The organism is Shewanella sp. 10N.286.52.E4 (assembly GCF_041468785.1).
GTDB lineage: Bacteria > Pseudomonadota > Gammaproteobacteria > Enterobacterales > Shewanellaceae > Shewanella > Shewanella electrodiphila.
Genome location: NZ_JBFRJJ010000043.1, coordinates 81,176 through 105,787, shown reverse-complemented (window position 1 = coordinate 105,787; position 24,612 = coordinate 81,176). Strand labels below are relative to the sequence as shown.

General features: G+C 41.7%; 12 protein-coding genes. 6 read left to right on the top strand and 6 right to left on the bottom strand.

The genetic code is table 11. The annotated features are described in order from the left end of the window. Positions 1 to 387: 387 nt before the first annotated feature. From AB4153_RS19310 to AB4153_RS19300, 3 genes are all read right to left on the bottom strand, one after another. Entirely contained in the window at positions 388 to 936 is a 549-nt protein-coding gene (locus AB4153_RS19310) for a hypothetical protein (protein ID WP_371998419.1), read from the bottom strand. A 170-nt stretch (positions 937 to 1,106) separates the two neighbouring features. After that, positions 1,107 to 3,455: a YgiQ family radical SAM protein gene (locus AB4153_RS19305; RefSeq protein ID WP_303517250.1), complete on the bottom strand. Its 2,349-nt coding sequence runs from the start codon at positions 3,453 to 3,455 to the stop codon at positions 1,107 to 1,109. A 215-nt stretch (positions 3,456 to 3,670) separates the two neighbouring features. Next, positions 3,671 to 4,066 carry an MAPEG family protein gene (locus tag AB4153_RS19300; RefSeq protein ID WP_102527648.1) on the bottom strand — a complete coding sequence of 132 codons (396 nt, stop codon included), beginning with the start codon at positions 4,064 to 4,066 and terminating at the stop codon, positions 3,671 to 3,673. Positions 4,067 to 4,274: 208 nt separating this feature from the next. On the opposite strand from AB4153_RS19300, the gene AB4153_RS19295 reads away from it, so the two are divergent. From AB4153_RS19295 to AB4153_RS19285, 3 genes are all read left to right on the top strand, one after another. Beyond that, positions 4,275 to 5,498 carry a threonine/serine exporter ThrE family protein gene (locus AB4153_RS19295; RefSeq protein ID WP_371998417.1) on the top strand — a complete coding sequence of 408 codons (1,224 nt, stop codon included), beginning with the start codon at positions 4,275 to 4,277 and terminating at the stop codon, positions 5,496 to 5,498. A gap of 358 nt (positions 5,499 to 5,856) precedes the next feature. Then, positions 5,857 to 6,609 (top strand): putative porin, encoded by a 753-nt coding sequence (locus AB4153_RS19290; RefSeq protein WP_303517252.1) that lies wholly within the window; start codon positions 5,857 to 5,859, stop codon positions 6,607 to 6,609. Positions 6,610 to 7,335: 726 nt separating this feature from the next. After that, a complete protein-coding gene (locus AB4153_RS19285) occupies positions 7,336 to 8,856 on the top strand; it encodes a ShlB/FhaC/HecB family hemolysin secretion/activation protein (protein ID WP_371998416.1) in 1,521 nt (506 codons plus the stop codon). 105 nt (positions 8,857 to 8,961) lie between these two features. Here AB4153_RS19285 and AB4153_RS19280 read toward each other — a convergent pair whose 3' ends face one another. The 3 genes from AB4153_RS19280 to AB4153_RS19270 form a co-directional block, all read right to left on the bottom strand. Then, positions 8,962 to 9,627 (bottom strand): ABC transporter substrate-binding protein, encoded by a 666-nt coding sequence (locus AB4153_RS19280; protein WP_303517254.1) that lies wholly within the window; start codon positions 9,625 to 9,627, stop codon positions 8,962 to 8,964. A gap of 353 nt (positions 9,628 to 9,980) precedes the next feature. Further along, positions 9,981 to 10,397 carry a DUF6491 family protein gene (locus AB4153_RS19275; protein WP_303517255.1) on the bottom strand — a complete coding sequence of 139 codons (417 nt, stop codon included), beginning with the start codon at positions 10,395 to 10,397 and terminating at the stop codon, positions 9,981 to 9,983. A 381-nt stretch (positions 10,398 to 10,778) separates the two neighbouring features. Then, positions 10,779 to 14,627: a S8 family serine peptidase gene (locus AB4153_RS19270; RefSeq protein ID WP_371998415.1), complete on the bottom strand. Its 3,849-nt coding sequence runs from the start codon at positions 14,625 to 14,627 to the stop codon at positions 10,779 to 10,781. Positions 14,628 to 15,159: 532 nt separating this feature from the next. On the opposite strand from AB4153_RS19270, the gene AB4153_RS19265 reads away from it, so the two are divergent. The 3 genes from AB4153_RS19265 to AB4153_RS19255 all read left to right on the top strand — a co-directional run bounded on the left by AB4153_RS19265 (position 15,160) and on the right by AB4153_RS19255 (position 24,128). Next, on the top strand, positions 15,160 to 18,804 hold the full coding sequence (locus AB4153_RS19265; protein WP_371998414.1) for a S8 family serine peptidase: 3,645 nt from the start codon (positions 15,160 to 15,162) through the stop codon (positions 18,802 to 18,804). Positions 18,805 to 19,155: 351 nt separating this feature from the next. Next, positions 19,156 to 21,237 (top strand): winged helix-turn-helix domain-containing protein, encoded by a 2,082-nt coding sequence (locus AB4153_RS19260; protein WP_303517258.1) that lies wholly within the window; start codon positions 19,156 to 19,158, stop codon positions 21,235 to 21,237. A gap of 389 nt (positions 21,238 to 21,626) precedes the next feature. Then, on the top strand, positions 21,627 to 24,128 hold the full coding sequence (locus AB4153_RS19255; RefSeq protein WP_371998413.1) for an alpha/beta hydrolase family protein: 2,502 nt from the start codon (positions 21,627 to 21,629) through the stop codon (positions 24,126 to 24,128). Positions 24,129 to 24,612 lie beyond the last annotated feature (484 nt).

Here is a 24,612-nt window from a genome sequence, read left to right as displayed (position 1 = left end):
CGCCACGACCTTGATTAAGATCTTGATTTAGATTTAGATTTAGATATTGATATTGATTCTATTCAAATAAAATCATTAGCTGGCTAAAACTGCTAAATCGTTTTGGGGCATAAGCTTATTAGGGATTGAAGAAAACTCAGCATATTTATTATTGTTAAGCGACTCGTTATCCAGCTCTCGACCCTCTGAATAATCAACTCACTCTTGAGCTTTTATTAGAAAATGCCAGTAAGTTAGTATCAAATAAAAAACCTCTTCCCACACAAAGCAAGAAGAGGTTTTACTGCCTTTTCGGCAGGAGTATCAAAATCAACTTTTAAGTCACGATTTTCGCGTGTTTTAGCTGCCTATGATGTCATTTATGCAGGCTTATGCTTTAAGCAACGGTTACTCATGACCCCAAGGCGTTGGCGGAAGTTCCACTGGCTTAGTTAAGTCAAAATCGACTCTAAAATCACGGTTTTCGCGTGTTAAACGATAAGTAAACGTCTCAGGTTCAATATACATGTGCCAGACGTTAGTCACCGAAGCTGTTAAACCATTTTCGTTAAAGTTATCAATCGACTCTTGGTCAACAGGAAATGATTGCTGTGTAGCAGTGCCCATATCTGCAGTATCACCGCCGTACATAGTCACTTTGTCTTCAGTGCCATCTTCATGGCGATGATCATGCTTTAAGCGCAAGCCAGTCTCTGTTTTAGTAATAACCCAAGTACGCGAGTGATCATCACCCACATGAAATGGGATTTTAAGTTCTGTATTGCTGCATTCACGCACATGCATAACCAATGCTTTGTTGCTGAATGCTGAGTCAGCTTCATTGCCTGCGGTCACTTCACCTGCGAACGCTTTACCGCAATGGGCAGCAATGGCATCAAAATATTGATGTTGCGGGTTTTCTTTAGGGGCATGAGCCATAGCCATCGCAGGCACCATGCTGCTGATTACACCAGCGACCAATATTTTTTTCATTATTATTCCTTTTGGTATCGATCAATTAACTTTTATTAACACACCACAGTAACAGTGATTGTTTAATTTAACCTGAAAAAAAACCGCCTGCAAAGACGGTTTTTTATATGAGACTCATGACTAGCTATCAGGCTTTATTTCGCTTTAGCTGGTCGTTTACCTTGCTTATGGCTGGAGTTAGCACCATTGTTAGCCCCTTTTGATGGGCCTGAACTTTTAGCTCCGAATGGCTTTTTCTTTTGCGACCATCCCGTTTTTGCTTTGCCCGCAGTGTTATCTTTACCATGACCTTCACCAGCTGCCTTGGCTTTATTCGCAGCGGTTGGCTTTTTACCTGATGACTTTCTATCATCAAACTGATTACCCGAGAAGCGAGTGAACGCTTTTTTACTGCCATCATTCTTACCGCCACCTTTACCATTTCGATAACTTTGACGTTCATTGCGCGACTCTGGCGGTACGATATGCTGCACGCCATTACCAATTAAGTGCTCTTTGCCCATAGCAACCAGCGCTTCACGTATAAGTGGCCAGCCTGCTGGGTCGTGATAACGCAGTAATGCTTTATGTAAGCGGCGTTGACGACCCTTTTTAGGCACGGTGACTTCTTCACTGGTATGTTTTACATTTTTGAGCGAGTTCAGCTCAGTATGATAAATCGTAGTGGCATTCGCCATTGGCGATGGGTAGAAGTTTTGTACTTGATCAAGCTTGAATTTTTCTGATTTCAGCCAAAGCGCCAAGTTCAACATATCTTCATCGGTAGTACCTGGATGCGCCGAGATAAAATACGGGATCAGGTACTGTTTTTTACCCGCTTCTTTCGAGTAAAAATCAAATAACTCTTTGAATTTATGATAACTGCCCATACCCGGCTTCATCATCTTACTTAATGGGCCATCTTCGGTATGCTCAGGAGCAATTTTTAAATAACCACCCACATGATGTTTGGCTAACTCTTTAACGTAGCGCGGATCTTCAGTGGCTAAATCGTAACGCACACCTGATGCAATTAAGACCTTTTTAATCCCAGGGACATCACGAGCTGCGCGATATAAATCAATGGTGTGTTTATGGTCTGTACCTAAATGGCCACAAATACTCGGATAAACACAAGATAAACGACGACACGTGGTTTCAGCCTTAACACTGGTACAGCCCAAACGATACATGTTGGCTGTAGGGCCGCCTAAATCAGAAATAACCCCGGTAAAACCAGGCACTTTTTCTTGAATATCTTTGATTTCTTTGATGATTGACTCTTGCGAGCGGCTTTGAATAATCCGTCCTTCATGTTCTGTAATAGAACAGAATGAACAGCCACCAAAACAACCTCGCATAATGTTAATCGAGGTTTTAATCATGTCATAAGCTGGAATGACCGCTTTACCATAACTTGGATGCGGCACACGCTGATACGGTAAATCAAATACCGCATCCATTTCATCGGTATTAAGTGGCCATGCTGGCGGGTTTACCCATACTGAGCGGTTGCCTTGAGCTTGGAATAATGCCCGAGCACAACCTGGGTTTTGCTCTTGATGTAAAATACGCGAAGCATGGGCATACAAAAATTTATCGTCAGCCACCTTTTCATATGCTGGCAGCAACACATAGGTTTTTTCCCATGGCTTTGGTCTTGCAGGCTGGACACTGATGGCTTTAGGCGCATCATTATCAAAAATTTTCTTATCAGTTGGGCCTGATAATTTTTCACAACCAACATCATCCGCGCCATAAGGGTTAGGGATAGGGTCAATTTTATGAAGTTGGTCGAGTTTGCGAGAATCCATGCCTTTCCAGCCCGGCAATGGCTCGTGACGAATGACGGCTGTACCACGAATATCGTGTAAATCGGCCATTTTCTCGCCGTTAGCAATGCGATGAGCCACTTCCACCAGCGGACGCTCTGCGTTGCCATATATCAAGATATCGGCTTTGGCATCAAAGATGACACTACGGCGCACTTTATCTGACCAATAATCATAATGGGCGATACGGCGTAAGCTTGCCTCAATACCACCAATTACTACTGGCACTTCTTTAAAGGCTTCTTTACAGCGCTGGGTGTAAACAGTCACTGCGCGATCTGGACGTTTACCGCCTTCATCATTTGGGGTGTAAGCATCATCACTGCGAATACGGCGATCGGCAGTGTAACGGTTAATCATCGAGTCCATGTTGCCTGCGGTAACACCGAAAAATAAATTCGGGCGGCCTAGCTTCATAAAGTCATTTTTATTCGACCAGTCAGGCTGACAAATAATACCAACACGGAAACCTTGGGCTTCGAGCATACGACCAATAACAGCCATACCAAAGCTTGGATGGTCGACATAAGCGTCGCCGCTGACAATGATAATGTCGCAACTATCCCAACCAAGTTGATCCATCTCTTTTCGAGACATAGGAAGAAACGGCGCCGTGCCATAGCATTCGGCCCAGTATCTTGGGTAATTAAATAACGTGGATTCAACTTGCATGAGATTTGCCTACATTAAAACATCATCAATCTGGTGAGTTGCACTACATCAAGTTTAGTTCAACTCACCCAACTTTTTTCTGGAGGCGGAGTATAGCAGTTACGCCACAGCAAGTGTGACTAAAAAAACACCAATCATGGTGTTTTTGTTGTTTTAGGATAATAATATAACCTTATTAAAAACAATGACTTTATAAATTTTGCTGCTTAACTATCTTATAAACCGATAAAAAAACCAATATTTACAATCGCTAAGCCGATAGTCACTACCCAAGTCAGTAAAACACCCCAGATCCGTCCAAAATGCACGCCGCCTTTTCCTGCTGTCAGTCCGATAGCATGTAATAACCGCGCCACAATCCAAACCGTACCAAAACAATGTAATAGTGCCGCAGACAAACCATTATATTCTGCCAGCAAGAACAAAATCAGCACCATAGGTGCGTTTTCAAGTAGGTTCTCGTGTACTCGTTTTGCTAAGGCTAAATCGCTATTGCCACCAGTGCCGATACCGACTTTGTTAAGCCGTCTTTGTTTAATCACTCGTATCGATAGCCCAATGGCTAATAACGCTGTGATACTTGCGTAAAAGCCTGAAATCATCAATGACATGTTCGATATTTCCTTATTGTTATTTTTTACAGCATAAAGCCATTTAGTGACTACAATGGAGTATTCATTCTATACAGATTGAGCCAAAATGGAATTATCACATTTTTAACAAAGATTTGATGATTTGAAGGTATTCAGCCACCCCCATTTCGGTTACTATTCGCGCCAACTAACCACTACCCAAATTGACTAGAGTGATACAGGCCTAATGAACGATTCCAGCTTCATTGAAAAACGCAGATTTATCATAAGATTAGGCAAAGCCCTGCATAAATTTGGTACCCCTGCATATCGACTCGAATCTCATTTACAAACCGTGTCTTCTACACTGGGAATTGAGGGATACTTTCTAATTTCCCCGACTTCGATGACCTTTGTATTGCAACATGACACCGAGCAAGAATATAACCATGTTGCGCGAGTAAAACCTGGCGATTTAGATTTAGGCTCATTGGCTCGTACCTTTGATTTGGTGGAAGAGCTCAGCACAGGCCAACGCACCCTAGCAGAATCATTAGAGCGTCTGGAAGAAATAGCTAACAAACCTAATCCATATGGTCATGGCCTTACCCTAATGTCATTTGGCATTAGTGCGGGTGCTTTTGCCATGCTGATGGATACCAGCTGGAATGACGTATTTTGGTCAGGCATGCTCGGATTACTTGTTTACGGTTTGGTTTTTTGGGCTGAAAGATCTAAGCGTGTTGCAGAAATGCTCGAACCGTTAGCCGCGGTAGTTTGTGCAATTTTAACCTGCGGCATTGCTGCTGTGATTGACCCCAGCATCAATATTCCAGTGGTGATTTTATCTGGCATCATTATTTTTGTGCCCGGTTTAGCGTTAACACTCGGTCTTGCTGAGCTTGCTGCTCGCGATTTAATATCAGGAACCGCGCGCATCATGGATGCGATAATGCTGTTATTTAAACTGTATTTTGGCGCCGTGCTTGGAATGACACTGGGTAAAGTAATGTTCGGCGAATCGGTATATATTGAGCCAGATGCTTTACCTCGCTATGCCTCTTGGGCGGCTGTTCCGCTATTATCAATGGCATTAGTTATCATCTTTAAAGCCCGCATAAAAGATTCACCATGGGGCATTTGCGCTGGTATCGTGGCTTATTTTTCAGCCATGTTAGGTGGCCTTTATTTAGGCGAATCTATTGGTATTTTCGTCGGTGCATTGGCTGTTGGCATATACTCAAACCTTTATGCTCGTTGGATGAAAGCGCCAGTTTCTATCGCCCTGCTTCAAGGTATCGTTATCTTAGTGCCCGGAAGTAAAACCTATATAGGCTTAAATACGATGATTTCGGGTGAAACCATGCTGGATCAAGCGCATATTGGCACCCAAATCTTCTTAATTTTCATGTCCTTGATCGCAGGGTTGATTTTTGCCAACGTTATCGTGCCACCGAGAAGAAGCTTGTAACTTAACGGTTAGCGCTTGATCATTAAGGGAGCATTTAGCTCCCTTTTTTTTGTTTAAGCAAAATAGTCATCTCTCGTTTCCGCTAAAAATAACGCCCTTCACTAATACTATTTGTTGTACCCAACGGTTACACCCACCCTAAATAATTAGTAAAAATCATTTATTTTCAGCAATTTAAATAAAATCGTTTCTTTGTTTATCAATCTATATTACCTTGTGCGCCGCTAGGAAAGCATGTGGCCCGACTATGACGTTAGGCTGCATTTAGGTTTATGGATGAATAACCTTTTTTTGACTTCACCATTGCCTATCTTGCTTGAATTACCTAGCGACAATAAATCAAATAAAGGAATGATTGATGAAAAACGTTACAGCTTTAGCACTTTTAACTAGTTTATTCGCATTACCTGCTATGGCAGCTCAAGATGCACCATTTCAACATGAAGCGGGTCTTAAATACTCTGCTAATTCTGAAGAATTCGGCGACGGAGCATGGAATGTTAACTACCGTTATTACACCGCTCCTGTTTCTCAAGATGAAAGTCCATATGCGCTAAATGGCTTCTTAGCCCAAACAACAAACATTGGTGCTGACTACTCAATGTTTGATGCTGCTGATTTTGATAGCATTGGTATTGATGGTACTTATGTATTTGATAATAAATGGTTCGTTGGCGGCGCATATCAGAAACTTGATTTTGACGTTGTCGATTTCAGTGTATACAAAGTTGATGTAGGTTATTACTTCAATGACAGCTCAAAAGTTGCAGTTTTCTACACTGACGGTAGTGATAATATAGAATCATCTTTTGGTGCAGAAATCCGTAGTTTCCTTGCGCTTGAAAGCACTTCAGGTGTCGATTTAGGCGCTATGTGGCTCCATACTGATGATAATGACACTTTCGACTTAAATGCTGATTGGTATGTTACTAAAGCATGGTCTGTTGGTGCTGGTTATTCAGATGACGGTTCAGATAATAACTTTGCACTAAAAACAGCTTACTGGTTACGTATGTCAGATTCTTTCTCTGCAACGTTTGAACTATCAAAAGTACTTGATTCTGATGCTGATGGTTTCGGCGCTGGTATCGGTATTGTAGGTCGTTTCTAAACATTAATTGCAATCTTAACAATGGATGATGATCATCGTCCATGGTGACCCCTTCTAAAAGGAGCCCTGATGAGGCTCCTTTTTTACGTTTACAATACGGATGATAAAGTTCATCGCTGCGCAGCTTTAATCAAAAAGCGCTAGGGCCAGCTGACCTTTGCAGGTTGAGCTTTGCTGGTTATTTTTTGTTCGAAACAAAACAAGTTAAGCGCGTTGAGTGTATTTCTGCCTAACAATCTAAACACTCTTTGTTCGCAAGAATTAACTCAACCAAGCATAATCCGTTTATAGCCGCCCCTTCAGGCAGCGTTTGTTGCTCATTTTATTACCTTATAGGCTTTTTCTGTAGCATGACTACACCACACAGCTTTAGCCAGTCTAAGTGAACAACAGCTCGCAGCAAAAACAATCTTGAAGGATCTACAACCCGTAATTATTATTGTAAAAAATCAGCGAAACTTTGAATACCCGCCATACTTGTTAAAGGTAAATAATTTCAAGGTTCAAGATTAAACCTCTATTTACTCAATAGCTTAATTAGCATCACCTTTAATAATAATTGGGTAGGTATTAATAATAAAAACAAAACAAATAGCGATAAATTTATCTCAATGCGCACTGAGACTTATCGTTGCCAGCATACTCCTTCTGCCCATTCATACGGCAAATGCTAACCAGCAGCCAAAAGCAGAAAAAGCGGTAGCTGAAAAAAACCAACAAGCCCCTATGACAGTCGATAACATTGTCGTGGTCAGTAATGCTATTTTCGATGAAACCGATCCCGATGCTTTTTTTATCCATCACTGGGCTAATTGGCTACACATTAATACCACTGAACCCACCATTTTAGACAAACTCACTTTTGAAGAAGGTGATGTTGTCAGCGAGAAAACCTTTGCAGAATCCCAACGCCTATTACGCGCTGAACCATATTTACGTGACGCAAAAATATATACTTCGAAAAAAGCCCCTGATGCCGATACTCACGAACAAACTGTGGTTGTCGAAACCTGGGATAACTGGTCTTTACTCCCCACTTTTAGCTTAAGCTCAAGCGGCGGTGAAACTAAATATTCAGTAGGGATAAAAGAAGATAACCTCATGGGACTGGGGATTAAAACGCGCCTAAAATATCAATCAAATGCTGATAGAACCGGTTATAAATTTGGTGTTAGCGCGCCCCTTAAAGTCATTAAACACGCCACTGTTTCAGCCAATATTTATGATAATAGTGACGGTCAAGCAGTGCATCTTTATTTTAATAAGCCATTTTATTCGCTAGATAGTCAAAATCAGTATTTTGCTGAGTATTTAACAGACCAAAGACTCGATACCCTAAGGCAAAATGGCGAAGACATTAATGAATTTGAACATAATGTTGATTATGCCGCTCTATCTTATGGTTGGCTGTTAAATAAAACTGAAGCAGACTTATCAAGGATCACCCTAGGTATCACCCAAGATAAGCATCAATTTTCCCCCAGTGACACTTTTCCAAATGGCGCTTTACCTCAGGACCGCGACTTTATTTATCCTTGGCTTGGGTTTGAATACCTACAAGATGATTATCATGTATTTACTAATATCCATCTTATTAATAACAACGAAGACTTTAACCTAGGCTGGCGCCATTATGCACGGCTTGGGATTGAGACTAACGATGTCGATGAAAACTCCTCTGTAGGCTACCATCTGAATATGAGTTCTAGCAGGGGGTATCAACAAGATAAAAACCTGCTACTCCTAAACTTTAGTGGCCAAGCCAGCTTTAACACCAGCCAAAAAGACTTTTATAACATCAGTGCACAAGCTGAATACTTTTATAAAATTCACCCCAAGTGGACAGCCTATGCCAAAACCCGTATTGCGACCTCACAAAATAACTATCTCGATAAGCCATTTGCTTTAGGTGATGACACCGGCGTACGTGGCTACCCCAATAATTATCAATACGGTGATAATCAATGGCTGGTCACTGGCGAAGTCAGATATTACCCAAACATTAATTTGTATCAGCTAGCCGAATTAGGCTGGGCAACTTTCGTGGACATGGGGCATGCCTTTGGCGGAACAGATGCAAACAATGAAGTCACGACTCCCATTGGCAGTGTTGGGATTGGTGCTCGGATATATTCTTCTAAATCGAGTTACGGCAGTGTTGGCCATATTGATTTAGCGGTGCCTTTTACCAACGGCGAAAATGTCGATGATTGGGAATGGCGATTTCAGGTTAGAAACCGCTTCTAGGTAAACCTTTAATGCTAAATATTAAATGATAAGCGCATGCCTACTCTACACAAGTCAGCACTATAGAATGACACGAGCATGACATGTAAAACACAAAGCAGTATTTTAAAAAGAATTGCTTTCAGCTTCTAAAATAATATTGTTCATCTCACCTGATGCCATAAGCTTGTTGATTGTATTATCAATAATTGGCGCTAATTCAGCATGGTTAGGGTGAATATAAATATACACAGGATGAGTATCTGTTACCGCTGACAACTCAACGGTCTTATCAGCATTCATTGCTGCAATGGTGGCTTTTCCATCAACATAACTGCTCACTATGGCATCAACACGCTTTCTGGTAAGCAAGTTCACCAACTGCTCTGGCGTTGAAGCCTTAATCACACTTTTTGCCTCAATAGCTAAGTTTTGGCTATGCTTAACGCCTTCTAACACTCCTATAGTCAGCCCCTTTAAATCTGCGGAGGTTTGAACGTTAATGTTACTTCCAGTTCGAACATACACTGCCGTTTTAACACTGTAATAAGATGTAGGTACTCTAATAAAGGTGGGATGTTCTTCACCGTAACTCCACACTCGCATCACTTCACCTACAGCCTGTGAAGCAACCATACTGCGCTCAGCACGAGGTGCAGGTAGCATTTCAACATCGCAATTTAATTGTTGTTCAATGCACAACTGTTGAAAAACTAACTTACCGATATTTTGAATAGAAGAGCCTTCAACTCCCACAAAATGATAGCCCTCAGCCACAGTTTGTTGGCTCAAGATTATCATTGGCAACGCTAGTATGATTTTACTCACTATAGATTTAGTAGTTTGAGCAAGATTCAATATTGAACTCAGAATGGCAAATGTGAATTTTAAGACCTTATAAGTAAATGATGTTTTAGCTAACAATGTGAACTCCAATTCCATTCTTATTAGTATAATTTTATATCGAACTGAATAAATAGTAGATACGCATCTATATAGCGTAGTTTATGGAAATTAAATTGCAGCAACTTCCACTAATTAAGTCTAACCATAGATTATGGCTGATAATAACAAAAAAGCCACATATGCAATGTGGCTTCTTCTGATATCCCACACAGACAGGGTGAGTGAAATATCTTAATCAATTAGTCTTTTTCAGAAAACGATTCAATTTTCGCTCTAACCTGTTGCTCTTGTTCTTTACTTTCGATGCGATAAATTTTCTTAATCTGGGTTCTAGATCTTGGCTCTGATCCTGTCATAACGCTATCAAAGCCGACAGTCACTTTACCCATTCTGGACGAGACTACTAAAGCTTGAGCAAACTTCAAATTACTATCAACACCATTTAATACCAACAAATATGTTTCCCGAGGACGACTATCAACAAACACGGTTCGGTTATCCATAGTGCGCCAGCCATCCATACGAAAATTATCGATTGAATTGACTTCAACCAGCTCATCAAATTGATAAAGCGCAGCTTTCTTTTGTGCTGACTCAGATGCTGTACAGGCTGTCAGTAGCAGCATTGAGCAGATAAGTATTAATCTTTTAATCATAAACATCCCCTTTCACCTTAATCGACTTAATCGACTTAATCGACTTAATTAGCCATCACCATGCTCTAACGTTATGACATTTATATGAAAATAAACAATAGCACCTTTAATATATATTTGAGTATAGTGAAAAAAGATCACTCAATGCACTTTTAAGAAGTTAATGCGATTACATCATTCCATAGCTAGATTTTAAATGATGTATTGAGTTGAATTCCTGTTTCCGACTAAGTGCCAAGTCAATGATATAAAATCTTTGATATCAAGTCGCTGACATAAAAACAGCCAAGCTTTTTCAAGTAAGTATTCAAACCCTTAAAAATAAAAAAACCGCATCAAAAGATGCGGTTTGGTAACAAGTTTATGCCTCTTAGATTCGGTTTATTTTGACGCTTTTTTACGTCTAAAGCCTAATAAACCTGCTAATAGGATAAATCCTCCCATTGCACCACCACTTGAATCTGAACCTGATTCAGGCTCTGGTGTCGGTGCAATCACCTCAGCCGTGATGGCAATATTAGCCACTGCCGCTACTGCGGTTTTATTACCGTTACTCACCACTAGCTCAATTACTGCCGTACCGTCAGCATCAACGGCAGGTAGCGTTAGCTCAGTTTCCATCGCTGTTGCATCAGCAAAGGTTACCACAGGGCCAGAAACTTGAGTCCAAGTGTAAGTCAGCTCGTCGTCAGTATTTGGTGCTGTACTACCAGCAGCAGTTAATGTCACGCTAGTAGACTCATCAGCGGTTAATGACACCGAAGTGGCACCATTAATCATGGCAACAGGGATCCCTTCAAGCATCACTGGAGCAAGTTCATCAGATAAGCTTAGCTCTCCTACCTGATGAGACACGTTAAACGTTAATGCTTGCGACATCACAATGGCTTGAGTATCAAAAGCTACAACAATCGTTTGCCCAGCTTCATTCGCTGCTTGAACCATTTCCCAGCTGATCATATCACCTTCAAGTGTTCCTTCATGGCTATCACTATCAATACTTAACCCTTGTGGAATGGTTGCTGACACAGTAATGGTACGCTCTTCATCAGTGATATTATCTGTTAAGGCAATAGATAAAGTGACGATATCACCTGTATCGGCAGCATCAACATCAATACTACTAAAAGCAAAACTTGGAGTGCGATAAAGCTCAATAGGCATTAAACCGATATTGTCTTTCACATCTACACCAGTACCTAACTCCAATACCGTAGTATATAAGGTGTCTGACTTTAACGGCTTATTCCAATTTAGCACCAGTTCAATATCTTCATTACTACCGACTTCCGACTTATAATCTACTGTCAACGCGCCATCATCTTTACCAATGATTGCAAGCTCTAAAATCATTTCATCTTCAACATCTGAAGGTGCTGAAAAGTCACCGAAGTTATGCACTGTTACGTAATATGAACCTGGCTCTGGATCATTAATCTCACACACTTCATAAGCAGTTTCTGTTGCACTCATACATATCAGAGGGTCCATCTCTAATGCATTATCAGGACGGCCGTTATAGTTACTATCTCGACCAATATACATATCTAAATCTGGTGAGCTAGTATGCTTTACTCTTGCCACAATACGTTTAGTATTTGGGGTCACATTAATTAACTGAGAATAATATTTACTAGGGTCATTATAGACATTAGTTGGCCAGTATGAGTTATCACTGTCATCACGCGGAATGGTCGTTTCAATCACTTCCACTTCAGCTAATTCAAATACACCTACCTGTAAATCACTTGATCCAACGGTAGTAATTCCTGAGATTTCTGCACTGCCATTATCTTTTGCTGTTGATAATTGCACATCGCTTGGGAAACTCCCTGCAACAAAACTACCAATAATCGGCATTTTTGAGGGGGTTAAACCATTATCGCTTGGGGTTAATACTAAATGCCCCATGCCATATTCTGATGCGTAGCCATTACCAATAGATGCTGTCACATCGAGAGTAATACTTTCACCCGCTGCTAATGTAAAGCTACTTGGTGTAGCACTTACCGACATACCCGTTGTATCAGAAGAACCAGTCACAGCCCAAGTTGAGTCTGCAGTTGCTGTAAAGGTACGAGTCCAATTACATTCCATCATGCATTCATTTTGTAATGCAGATGCTATGTTCATGTCTTCAGGGACACCGTCTAAGCCAGGGTTTGCATTAAGGTAATCGTCATGAGACATGTCCATTAATAAACCGGCATTTAGCGCAGCATTAATACGTGCACTACCTGCTCCAGCAACGAAGAAGTCAGAAGGGGTCACGCCATCTTCTAGTAAAGTATCGGTTTCAGCACTGAGCATTAGCGCTGACTGAGCCTGCGCAGGTGTCCATTCAGGTCGCAATGCGGCAATCAAGGCATAAGCACCAGTAATATGTGGTGTCGCCATTGATGTACCATCCATGAAGGTGAATGGTGATTCGTTTTTATTAGCGTCGTCATGCCAAGGCTGGTATTCAGTATTAGCCGCATAAATTGCCACACCAGGCGCTGCAATATGTGGCGTTAACCAACGATTCATAATTGATTCTGGACCGCGAGATGTAAACGAAGCGGCAATATCGGCTTTAGAAGGATCTTTTTCCATCACTGATGCACCAATGGTCGCGGTGTGGTCACTGCCTAGTGCTAACCAATCCATGAGCGACTGACCTTGGTCAATATCCAGATGAATCGCGGGTAATACATGTAAATCTGCATCAACGGTTTCATCAACACTGGTGACATTAACAAGCACTAAACCACTTGCACCACCAGCAAGCACATTTGTTCCCTTACTCACTCGAGCAATTTCACCACGTTCACATACCACAATTTGATCTGAGAATGTGCCTGCATCAAATGGCTCAAGACAACCCGCATTCCCAAAGTCACCAGCAAACACAATATCCCCTGATATTCCGCTAGTCGCTCCTTTACCTGATAGTGCTTCTAAGTCGTAATCTCCTCCTGTTAGGGTGACGTCCTTGTCTGTGAAGTTACGATCATGGGTATAAGCCGCTACGGTGGTTAACCACGGAGCATTACCCGGAGAGCCAACAGTTTCAGCGCCAGGGCCGTCATTGCCCGCTGCCACAGCAACATGAATGCCCGCTTCACGTGCTGCTAGAAATGCCATTGCATCGCTATCATTCCATGGATCGCTTGCGCCGCCACCAATTGAATAGTTAATGGCTTTTACACCATGCTCAATTGCATGCTCTACGGCATCAGCAGTGATATCAGTCCAACAACTACCATCAGCCACACACACCTGATATGAAATAATATTTGCATGAGGAGCAACACCACTGATTTCGCCTAGGCTAAATTCTGCTTCCTCGCCGACAGCATTAAACACTGGGACATTTTTAACCACATTACCAGCTGTGGTTGATGCTACATGAGAGCCATGGCCGTTATGATCTATGGCAATTAAATCATCACCTTCAGGGGTATAATCAGCAAGAAGCTCAGGATGCCCCCAAATGCCGATGAGCTTGTCATTACAATAATGTGCTAACTCTGACTTGGCACAATCACCGGTGTAAACCCCTTCGCCTAATGGATTAGTGTGGTCATAACCATCTGCACCAACGTCAGCAAATGAAGGATGCATTGCATTAATACCGGTATCAAAAATTGCTACTGTGATACCTTCACCCATGCTGCTAACACCAGTTGCTGTGCCATCCCATGCACTTGGTGCTTCAATATGTGACGGGCCGCTATCTGTATTGATGTGACGTAATTCGACTTTTTTAACGCTTTTAATCCCAGCAACTGAAGCAAGCGTTTGTGCTTCTTTATCTGATAGTTCAGTACTAAACCCATTTAAGGCAATTTGGTATTCACTTTTAATTTCGATTTGACGATTGAGTCGTGACTTGGCTTGAGCAAGCGTTTGTTGTCTTTGGCTTTTTAAATACTGAATATAGTTCTGGCTGGCGGCACTGTTAATATTTAATACGCCATTACCTTTACGGCTATTAGTTGGATTACTTAGCAAGCTCGTCGCCGCTAAATTATCAACATCACCACGGTATGTTGCCAATGGCTGATCATCTAAAAGCACAATATAAAGATTTTCAATATTACGCTTACTTGTTGTAGCTAAGCGCAGATTAGTTACATTTCCATCCGTATCCAAGCCTCGAGTATCAATAACATTGGCATTGATGCTAGGGGCGAAAGCTAAAGATAATGCAGCGGCTATTAAGCTCTTTTTATAAATCGACGTCACAATGTCTTCCTCGTTATCATTATTATTTATCTCACAAACCGACCGCGGATAATCTTGAGTGTTAGCCTGCAAATTGGAATGTTGTTGTTTGCTATAACCTTGATACTCGATTGATTTATTGCGAGGCAAATATACGGCGACTATTCGATTTCATTTAAGCTTCAATTTTCTTTCAATTCCTTTTTTTTCATGCAGTTACAAACCACACTTGTATCCATATGTATCAAACTATCACTAAAAAAAGTCATTATGGCTCCTAACACAAAAATATGACAATTATCTGGTAACTCATCAAAGAAACCTCAAAAAATGCAATCTGTATCTTATTGTTTTAAAAGCAATTGAAAGTTTTATGAAACATAAAAGAAACAAAATCAACAGCGTTTAACTTGTGGTTTAGCTGCAATTGAATGAAAACCTTATGTACGAGTGTTGAGCAGGACTGTTCTGACTTAACTCGCCGAGGAAGCAAGAGGCTACTCAAGCAAAAAAATAATAAAACGATTAAACGTTAACTTTGAAGGGAAACCCTATGTCATTTAAGAAGTCAAAACTCGCAAGCTGTATCGCGCTAGCAGCATTAGCACCTACTGCAGTCTATGCCGCCACACAAACAGATACCTTATCTGCATTCTCAAGTTCAGTAGCGCAAACACAAAATGCCACTCTATTTGTTTATCTGTCAGAACAGGGTTCATTGACTAAGGCAACTATTAACAACAAGCAAAAATTTGCTGCATCTTTACAGCAAATCGAAACCAATCAACAAGCAATCATTAACGACATAAAAGCCCTTGATGGCAACATCAAAACCCTACCAGGCTCAAAGCTTGTCAGTAACTTTATTCGAGTTCAGGCAGACACCAGCTACATCGAAACAATCAAAAAAATGCCAGGTGTTCAATCGGTTGTCGTCGCAGCTGCTCCTATTCAAGTTCCTCGCAATGCCCTTAAAACAGCCAATACTGCAATACCAGCAACTGATTCAATTAAAGCACCTGCATTATCAGATGATTTAACCGCTGGCGAAGGCGTTAAAGTCGCCATTATTGGTAGTGGTGTGGATTATACTCACACGTCATTAGGCGGCGATGGCACGGTGGAAACTTATGCCACAGCGATGGAGAACTCAGTCAATGCGTTTGATGGTTTCCCGACTGAAGTCGTGGTTGAAGGTATGGATTTAGCCAGTGATGCAGGTTGGGGATTTGATCCTAACCCAATAGATCAAAACGTGTACTTTACTCGTGATTATGATGGTGCAACTCACAATACAGGACACGGTACTCGCTTAGCCAGTGTAGTACATGCCTTAGCGCCTAGTGCTAAAATTGCAGCCTACAAAACCTCAAACGTTTCTGACCCATGGGGTAATGGATATAGCTTAACTGCAGAAACTTCAAGTAGCTTCATAATGGCACTTGAGTACGCACTGGATCCAAATCAAGATGGTAGTTTTGATGACAGAGCCGACATCATTGTCGTTGACGCCCTCGGCGGTAATGCATTCTATGCCGAGCATGATGATGGCGTTTCTAGCGCTGTGATTGAAGCATATGCTATTCAAATGGCCTCAGCATTAGGCAGTTTAGTCGTGGTTAATGCAGGTAACGGCGGAGAGTGGTACGACAATAACTTCAATATGACATGGCGTGGCGCGGCACCTAGTGCCCTAAGTGTTGGCGGTATCACAGCTGACGCTGAAGACAATATGATGGTGACTGAGAAAACACCTTATGGTCCTGTGCGTGGAGCAACCAATTACACTAAACCTGATATGGTCAGTTATGCTGAAAACATCGACGTGGCTGTTGTCGGTGGCGGTGATGAGATGGACACCGAGTCTGATACCGTCATGGCTGCTGCACGAGTGGCTGCTGCCGCTGCGATACTAAAATCTAAACGCCCTGAATTATCAATGATCGAAATCAAAGCTTTATTGATGAACACGGCCAACAACGCGATTATGGATCGTAATGACAAGCAAGGTGAAATTACCCTCATAGGTAGCGGTGTCGAGAACATTGACGCTGCATTAATGTCAAATGCCGTAGCTTGGGAGAAAGGTAGCTATCAGCCGAATTTAAATTTTGGCTTCCACGAAGGCACTGGTACTCAGCGCTTCATGAAAGAAGTGCAACTTAAAAACTTATCAGAAGAAACAGTAACCTATGATGTTGCTTTAAATAGCATAGAGAAAAGTGGCACTCCAGCTCTAACATGGGAATACCCTTCAACCATCAGCGTACCAGCAGGTCAAACTGTTGTATTCCCAGTGACCATGGTGGTTAATTTTGACCAACTTGAAAACTGGCCAATGAAAATGGGTACAGACTTAACCATAGAAAATTGGCAGGCGATTGAACTATCGGGTCAATTACAATTAACCGCAGATGAAGTGCCAACTATTGCCATTAGCTGGTTAGCCAAGCCACGTAACAGCAGTAAAATATCCCGCAACTTTAATACCTTTGAAGAACAACATAGTACTGAACTGACGGCTAAGTTTTCCGCTGACGCTGGCGCCCATGTTCAGCAGTTTACTAATGAAAGTACTACTGACACCACCTATGCAGTATTCCCTGCCATGTATAACCGCACACAAGTTCCTGTAGGCAAAGAAAACACCCAAGGCAACATGTTAAAAACTGTGGCGGGTGGTGTTTATGATGAAGCCATGTGTTCATCAGGTAAAAAGATGGTTGTTGCTGGTCAGTTTTTTAAACCTAACGATGTTGGCATGGCAAACCACTTTGATAAAGCGGGCGTAGCCCTAGTTTATTGGAGCGCTTATCAAGAACAATTTGTTATTGATCAAGGATTAGATCAAGAAGTCACTGGCGACCCATATGCATGGGATGAAGCCACCCAAGTCGGCATGAGCGGTTTCATTGAAGTCGATGAAAATGGTCAGCCACAATCTTGGTACATTGATTTCAAAAAAGAATATGATTGGACCGACCATTATGGCCGTTACACTAAATCAAGCTTACCGACTTATGTCACTGCACATGGTAAGAATTTCGTCGCTCAATATTGTATGGATGAACTTTACCACGGCGAAAACATGGCAAGCGTTGAAGACTTTGATCAAAATCAGGGTTGGATATTTGGTACTGACCGTGATGCCGCTGCCAACTTAGGTGAGCCGATCATTCTCTTTAACCCGGTTAAATACGGCAAAACTGAAGCCTCAAGTTACTTTGATTGGATGACGGGTGAAATGAAGGAGGTGGAAACAAATTCTGGTGCACTTCCAATGATATCTCGCCTTATTGAAGAAGGTGAAACCAAGCAATACAGTCCCATGGAAACTTTAGCGCCAGGTGAAAGTGTTGAGCTAGGTGTGGCAAGCACCTGTAGCTTTACCTTCGGTTTTGGCAGCATAGGTTGTGATAACCATGGCATGCTAATGATGAGCCTTGAAGATAACTGGGCAATGGCTGTACCTTCTGGCCAAGGCTCATATGCATTTATACCGCATCCAAAAGATGGTCAAATGCATAGCATCAATGAAGACGCAGAAATGGGCAGTGTTGTTGCAACGGTTGAATTAGATGCTGAAACCTTCTTTGCCAACGGTAACTTTGAAGCAGAATGGTCTCCTTACTCTATTTCTTTGGCTAAAGCGATCCCTGGCGACCCATTCACTGTGACCAATATCGGTGAGATTGTGGTCAATAACCCTGAAGCATTAGACTATGATGCTGGCAACACTAGCTATGAGTTGGAAGTGATCGGCAAGCAAGGTCAAGTTTTCACGGCAGTATCTAAAGTGATGATTAACATCAATAATGTTAATGATATTGCTCCTGTATTAAATGAAGCTATGCCTGCGGTCACTATGGCTGACCAACAAGCTGCTGAAATTGATGCATCAATGTACTTTAGCGACGCTGAAGGTGATGCATTAACATTTAGCGCCACAGGCTTACCAGAAGGCATTAGCATTGATAGCAAGACAGGTATGATAGCTGGTACCGCTGCTGCAGGTGTTTATGATGTTGTAGTAACAGCTGATGATATGGTTAATAAAACTGAAGCCAGTTTCACCATGACCATTAATGCTCCTGTAGTTGTACCAGAGCCAGAAGCGGATAATGATGATGGCGGTAGCCTAGGCTTTTTAAGCCTTAGCTTATTAGCTTTATTCGGTTTACGCCGTAGACAGAAATAATGAGTTAATCTCATCAAAGTGAATAAAAAGCGCCTCAGGGCGCTTTTTTATTCTTTAGGATACAAATTGAAACATATAATTAACATTTACTTAATAACAATTAAACCCATGTTATTAAAGGCTAAAAATAGCAATTAGTTTCATCTCCTCAAATTTAAAAACTCATTGTTTGTTTCAAAAATTAATAGATCGGTTATGTTACTCAAGGTTATTTAGTAATGCGTAAAACGCATCAATCAAATATGACGACTAAATGAAAATCAAATAAAACTTCATTTTTAGCCGCTATGACAAAATAATCCTCTGAACATAATAATAATTAGAAAATACTCAGGAGTTTATGCTGCATTCATGATTTCTCTTCCATATCAGCGATATCAAATTGGTCAATGCACTATCAACTGTTATGACATGACCATCACTTCAAATGACAATACGGTTGCGTTACCTGCAAAAGTATTCGAATTTTTGAAGTTACTGATCTTGTACCCTGAACAAACTGTCACTAAAGAACAGGCAATTGAACAGGTATGGCAAGGTAATATTGAAGTCGGAAAACGTGGCACTGGTAATGCGATTTGGCAGCTGAGGAAGTCCTTTTCTGAGCTAGGGCAACAGCCTGAACATTATTTTAAAACCGTCACTAAAGTCGGTTATCAGTTATTAATACAGCCCACTCCCATCATAAAAACGAATAGCAACGTCATTCGCGAAACCGTCGAACATAAAAAAAATGTTTTCATCGCTGTTACCGTGTTAATGCTAGCCGCAATAGGCTTATTTGCGGTGCAATCAGCTAATAAACTGACCCAATCAAATACAGTAAACACGTCTATCACGCCACAGCGCATTACCAACTTTGAAGGAGTGGAAGAGCGCGCAGCGATTTCGCCAGACGGACGTTTTATGGCATTTCAATGGCGTAAAGCCAATGCAAAGGGCCACTTGTATATTAAAGATCTTGATGATGATAAAGCGCCATTGAGGCAAATTTCGATGAGTAAAGACACTGAAGGCGTACCGACTTGGTCGCCTGATGGACACTCATTGGCATACATGCGCCATACTGCAGATAATCAGTGCTTCATACATGTACGGGATTTAATTACCAACCAAGATAAACAAATAGATTCAGGGTGTATAAGTAAAGGCTATTTACACAGCCTTGAATGGTCGCCCAACGGCCAATATTTAGCATATTCAAAAGCAAAAGAAAATCGTTCAGTCATTCATCAATACCGCTTCAGCGACAACACCGTCACGGCGCTCACCTCGCCTATTGCCGGTGAACACGATTTGATGGTGACTTGGTCAGCTGACTCAAGTCAATTAGCCATCATGCGATCACAAGAAAATATGATAGCCAAAGTCATGCTCCATACTCTTAGCACCAATACAACTGAGGTCATTGCAGATAATGAAACCTTAGTCATTGGCTTAGATTGGGATCACAACAGCAATTTATTGTATTTTACTGCATTAAGAGAAGCGGCATTTATCATCCAACGCTACGACTTTGACACACAAACATTATCAAGCTTCCACCAAGATGAAACTATCAGCAGTATCACTATCAGTGAAGCCACCAATGACTTGTATTATTCGCGACATATTTCACAGGAATTCATTACCCAGCGTTCATTGACAGATGGCAGTATCGTCAAACAACTGATTTCATCATCACGGGATTTATACGGCCAATACTTTGCCAAAACAGATGGGCTCATTTTTCTTTCTAATCGTTCAGGAGACTGGGAGTTATGGTTAAAAGAAGATAATAAAAATACCATGCTGACAGATGGAATGGGAATGGTCAGTATTCCTGCAACATCGCCCCAGAATTCAATGTATGTCGCCCCGATAAGAACCAAAGGCTTGGATTACAACGAACTGTATTTAGGCGATACCGCCAACCAAAGCTTAGTGAAAATTCCACAAGTTAAAGGTAACGTTCGTTACGCTTCTTTCTCGGTTGATGGCAGTCGCGTTTATTACTCCTCGCTGATTGATGAGCAGTGGGGGTTTTATCAATATGACTTAGCCAGTGAACAGGTAAAACTCATCCTCAATGACAACATTAAATATGCCGTTGAAGATAATAATCAAGGCATGTATTACACCTTAGACAATGTCGCAGGCATTTACTATTTAGCAGCAGGTTCAACACAGCCCATTAAGGTTAATAACACATTAAGATCCAAAGATTGGGGCAGCTTTTTCTTCCAAAATAATGCGTTGTATTATCTTGAGCGTAGCGACGAAAATGATTTAATTAAGCGCTTAACCTCCAATGGAGAAAGCGAGATAGCGTTTAAATTACCCGCAATGAGCATTCGTAATGAGCGCAGTATTGCAGCAGCAAGCGACGATACCATCATCGTGAGCATGCAAGGGATTAATGACGCTGATATTTATCGCATACCGCTGCACTGATCCACTCCCCCTAATTAAACAGATAGTTGAAACTGATAGTTTAGGCTGATAATTAAGCCTGATAATTGAGGCTGACAGTTGAGACTAATAATCGAGCCTGATAATCGAGGCTGACAGTTGAGACTAATAATCGAGACTAATAATCGAGACTAATAATCGAGACTAATAATCGAGCCTGATAGTTAATGTGTTTCTAACAGTTTCATGGCTAAGATGATTTCAATTCATTACTGACATATTCTTTTGCAATTCAATAACCTTTTCCACCTCAAACCCAGTGCATTTTCACAACAGATTTGACACACTGTGAGGTCAAATATTGGGTTTAGAACAAAATAAAAAACAAAATAAAAAATCAAGCACAGAATCAATAACAACAAGGATGCCCCATGAAAGCACTTTCTCTGGTTTGTGCCAGTATCGCTTTGGCGTTTTCAGGCTTTAGCCATAGCGCAGACATTGACAGAAATAACATTCAACAAATTGGCCCAGTCGCCACTATCACTTCACAAACCTTATCTGCTGGCAGCCATAGTGATGCGTTAAGCGCAAACCTTGCCGCAGCGCTGGCACAAGATAATGACGACATCCGCATATTTGGCCAAGACTACCCATGGCAATCAGCAACTGCGGCAGCTGACAAAGGCTGGTTAGGTTATAAAGTGCAGCTGAGTGTGGATCGCTTTACCCAAGGAACCTTAACGGTCAATGGTCTACACGCACCGAAAATTTATCTCAACGGCACTTTATTTAACGCAGCGAATGAAGCAAAACTTAAACTGCCAAGTGGCGATCATCAAGTCCTTATCCTTGCCGATGGCAACGATACTGAAACCGATTTCAGTCTAGACTGGCAAGGTGAAACCGATATTGATGCGCCAAGCTTTAGCCAAACTAAAACCCAACGGGTATCGGCTGAGCAGTTATTTGACTCTGAAGTCATTACTAGCCTTAATTTATCGCCAAACGGTAAATATTTACTGCAAACCAAAAGTCATTATCCAGCCAACAATGACAACAAACCCGTTGCAGTGACAGAGTTAATAGACACTTCAGATAAAGAAGTGATTTATCGCTGGCAAGACAGCGCACCAGCAAGTGCAGCCTGGTCAAACAACAGCAAGCAGCTAGCATATGTTGCTGATAATCAAATTCAATTGCTGACAGTTTCAGACATCAGTATTGATATCGCAGCAACTGATATGGAAAACGTCTCTAACCTGCATTGGTATGGCGACAATTTATTATTCAGCTGGCAAAAACCATTCAAAGCAGACGAAAAAGCCACTAACAAACGCTTTAAAGCATTAGAAGATAGATGGAGTTACTGGCGTAATAACAGCCAGATTTATTTATTGGACAAAGATTCAGGTTTTATCCGCCAACTGACTGATGGCGAGCTCAGTAGTAACCTAGTCGATAGCCACATCGACAACAACACCCTACTACTCACCCGTAACCCAGTGGATTATAAACAACCCGCTCACGGCCTGACTCAGCTAGTTGAGCTTAATCTTGCTGACTTAACTGAAACCCAGATTGGCGAGTACCGCACCTTTAATTCAGCCACTTATACCGATGACGGTATGTACATCATGGCAGGGCCAGACTTTATGAATGGCTTAGGCGTTCAGGACCCCAAAGTGGTGGTTAATAATTATGACGGTCAGCTTTACTGGCGTGATGCTAACGGTAAGGTCATTGCACTGAGTAAAGATTTTGACCCAGCCATTGGCGGCGCAGCAAAACTCAGTAATGATGACTTAGTATTACGTGTTGGTGAAGGCGATCGTGGCCAGCTGTATTTGTTTGATTTAAGCAAAAAACGCTTCAGTAAAATTAGCGCTGGCATGGACATGGTTAACCGCTACAGTGTGGCAAGTGACTTATCAAAACCAGTAATCGCTTATGCTGGCACCTCTGCAACAGTGCCGCAAAAAGCCTACTTTATGAAGTCAGGTAAAAAATCGCTACTGTTTGATAGTAAAGCTGCCAGTTATGCCGACACACGCTTAGGTAAAATTGAAGATTTCGATTTCACCAACAAGCATGGACACAACATCGACGGCCGCGTGTATTTACCCGTCGATTTTGATGCTAACAAGCAATACCCAGCCTTAGTGTATTACTACGGCGGCACCTCACCTGTAACCCGTAACTTCACTGGTCGCTGGCCATTTAACCTCTGGGCTGCAAAAGGTTACGTGGTATATGTACTCCAACCAAACGGTGCAACAGGATATGGTCAAGCATTCAGTGGTCGTCACGTTAACGCCTGGGGTGATTACAGTGCTGACGATATTATCGAAGGTACGCAAGCTTTCTTGAAAGCACACACCTTTGTTGACCCTAAACGTGTAGGTAACATGGGCGCCTCTTACGGCGGCTTTATGACCATGTATTTAGCCACTAAAACTGACATTTTTGCTGCTTCTATGGCACACGCAGGGATCAGTAACTTATCGGCTTATTGGGGCCATGGTTGGTGGGGTTACGGCTACTCAGGCGTAGCTAGTAAAGGCAGCTTCCCGTGGAATAATCGCGATTTATACGTCGACCACAGCCCGCTGTATCATGCAGATAAAATCAATACACCGATGTTACTGCTTCACGGTAATGCTGATACTAACGTACCTGTAGGCGAAAGCCATTATATGTACACGGCCCTCAAAATGCTGGATAAGCCGGTTGAACTGATTGAGTTCAATGGGCAAGATCATCACATTAATGGCCGCCAAGCACGCTTTGACTGGTGGGATGCCACATTGGCATGGTTCGATTTACACCTAAAAGATGAACCACAATGGTGGAACACACTTTATCCTGATACTGCTTCTGCAAACAAAGACGTTGCTGACAAAGAAGCTGCTGACACGAGTTCGGTAAAATAAGCCGTAGACTAAATCAGTCATAACAGCATTTCATGTTAACTAGCCCTGCAACAGCAGGGCTTTTTTATTTCATTTAATTGCCATGGATACAGTCATCCAGTGTAAGCGCAACTGCAACCTCCATGACATGAATCAGTTTCACTGACTCTGAATGAGAGGCTGGCAGTGGATTAGATTAAAGTGATTATTCTCAGTAACAGAGCCAATTTTTATGAAATATAAAATTGCTTTCCGTAAAACATTTATGCCCCAAGATTTGTTAGCAGCTTTAGTCAGCTAATGATTTCTAGATTTGGATAAAAGTCTAAATCAAAGTCTAAGTTAACGTCTAAATCAAAGTCGTGGCGCTTCGCCCACACCAGACTAAAAGGGAGTGAACTGCGACTCCCTCTATACTCTTTATTAAAAAATTAGGCCCCGCAGCTCCGGCGAAATTTAAACAGCAAAATTTCCAACGGAGAATCATCCAGCTTTAAACTTCATT

What these genes read in the sequence shown, in the direction of transcription:
- AB4153_RS19295 (WP_371998417.1), top strand. Translation starts at nt 4,275, where the DNA reads ATGAACGATTCCAGCTTCATTGAAAAACGCAGATTTATCATAAGATTA.
- AB4153_RS19275 (WP_303517255.1), bottom strand. Translation starts at nt 10,397, where the DNA reads ATGATTAAAAGATTAATACTTATCTGCTCAATGCTGCTACTGACAGCC.
- AB4153_RS19305 (WP_303517250.1), bottom strand. Translation starts at nt 3,455, where the DNA reads ATGCAAGTTGAATCCACGTTATTTAATTACCCAAGATACTGGGCCGAA.
- AB4153_RS19300 (WP_102527648.1), bottom strand. Translation starts at nt 4,066, where the DNA reads ATGTCATTGATGATTTCAGGCTTTTACGCAAGTATCACAGCGTTATTA.
- AB4153_RS19285 (WP_371998416.1), top strand. Translation starts at nt 7,336, where the DNA reads ATGACAGTCGATAACATTGTCGTGGTCAGTAATGCTATTTTCGATGAA.
- AB4153_RS19310 (WP_371998419.1), bottom strand. Translation starts at nt 936, where the DNA reads ATGGTGCCTGCGATGGCTATGGCTCATGCCCCTAAAGAAAACCCGCAA.
- AB4153_RS19290 (WP_303517252.1), top strand. Translation starts at nt 5,857, where the DNA reads ATGAAAAACGTTACAGCTTTAGCACTTTTAACTAGTTTATTCGCATTA.
- AB4153_RS19255 (WP_371998413.1), top strand. Translation starts at nt 21,627, where the DNA reads ATGAAAGCACTTTCTCTGGTTTGTGCCAGTATCGCTTTGGCGTTTTCA.
- AB4153_RS19265 (WP_371998414.1), top strand. Translation starts at nt 15,160, where the DNA reads ATGTCATTTAAGAAGTCAAAACTCGCAAGCTGTATCGCGCTAGCAGCA.
- AB4153_RS19260 (WP_303517258.1), top strand. Translation starts at nt 19,156, where the DNA reads ATGATTTCTCTTCCATATCAGCGATATCAAATTGGTCAATGCACTATC.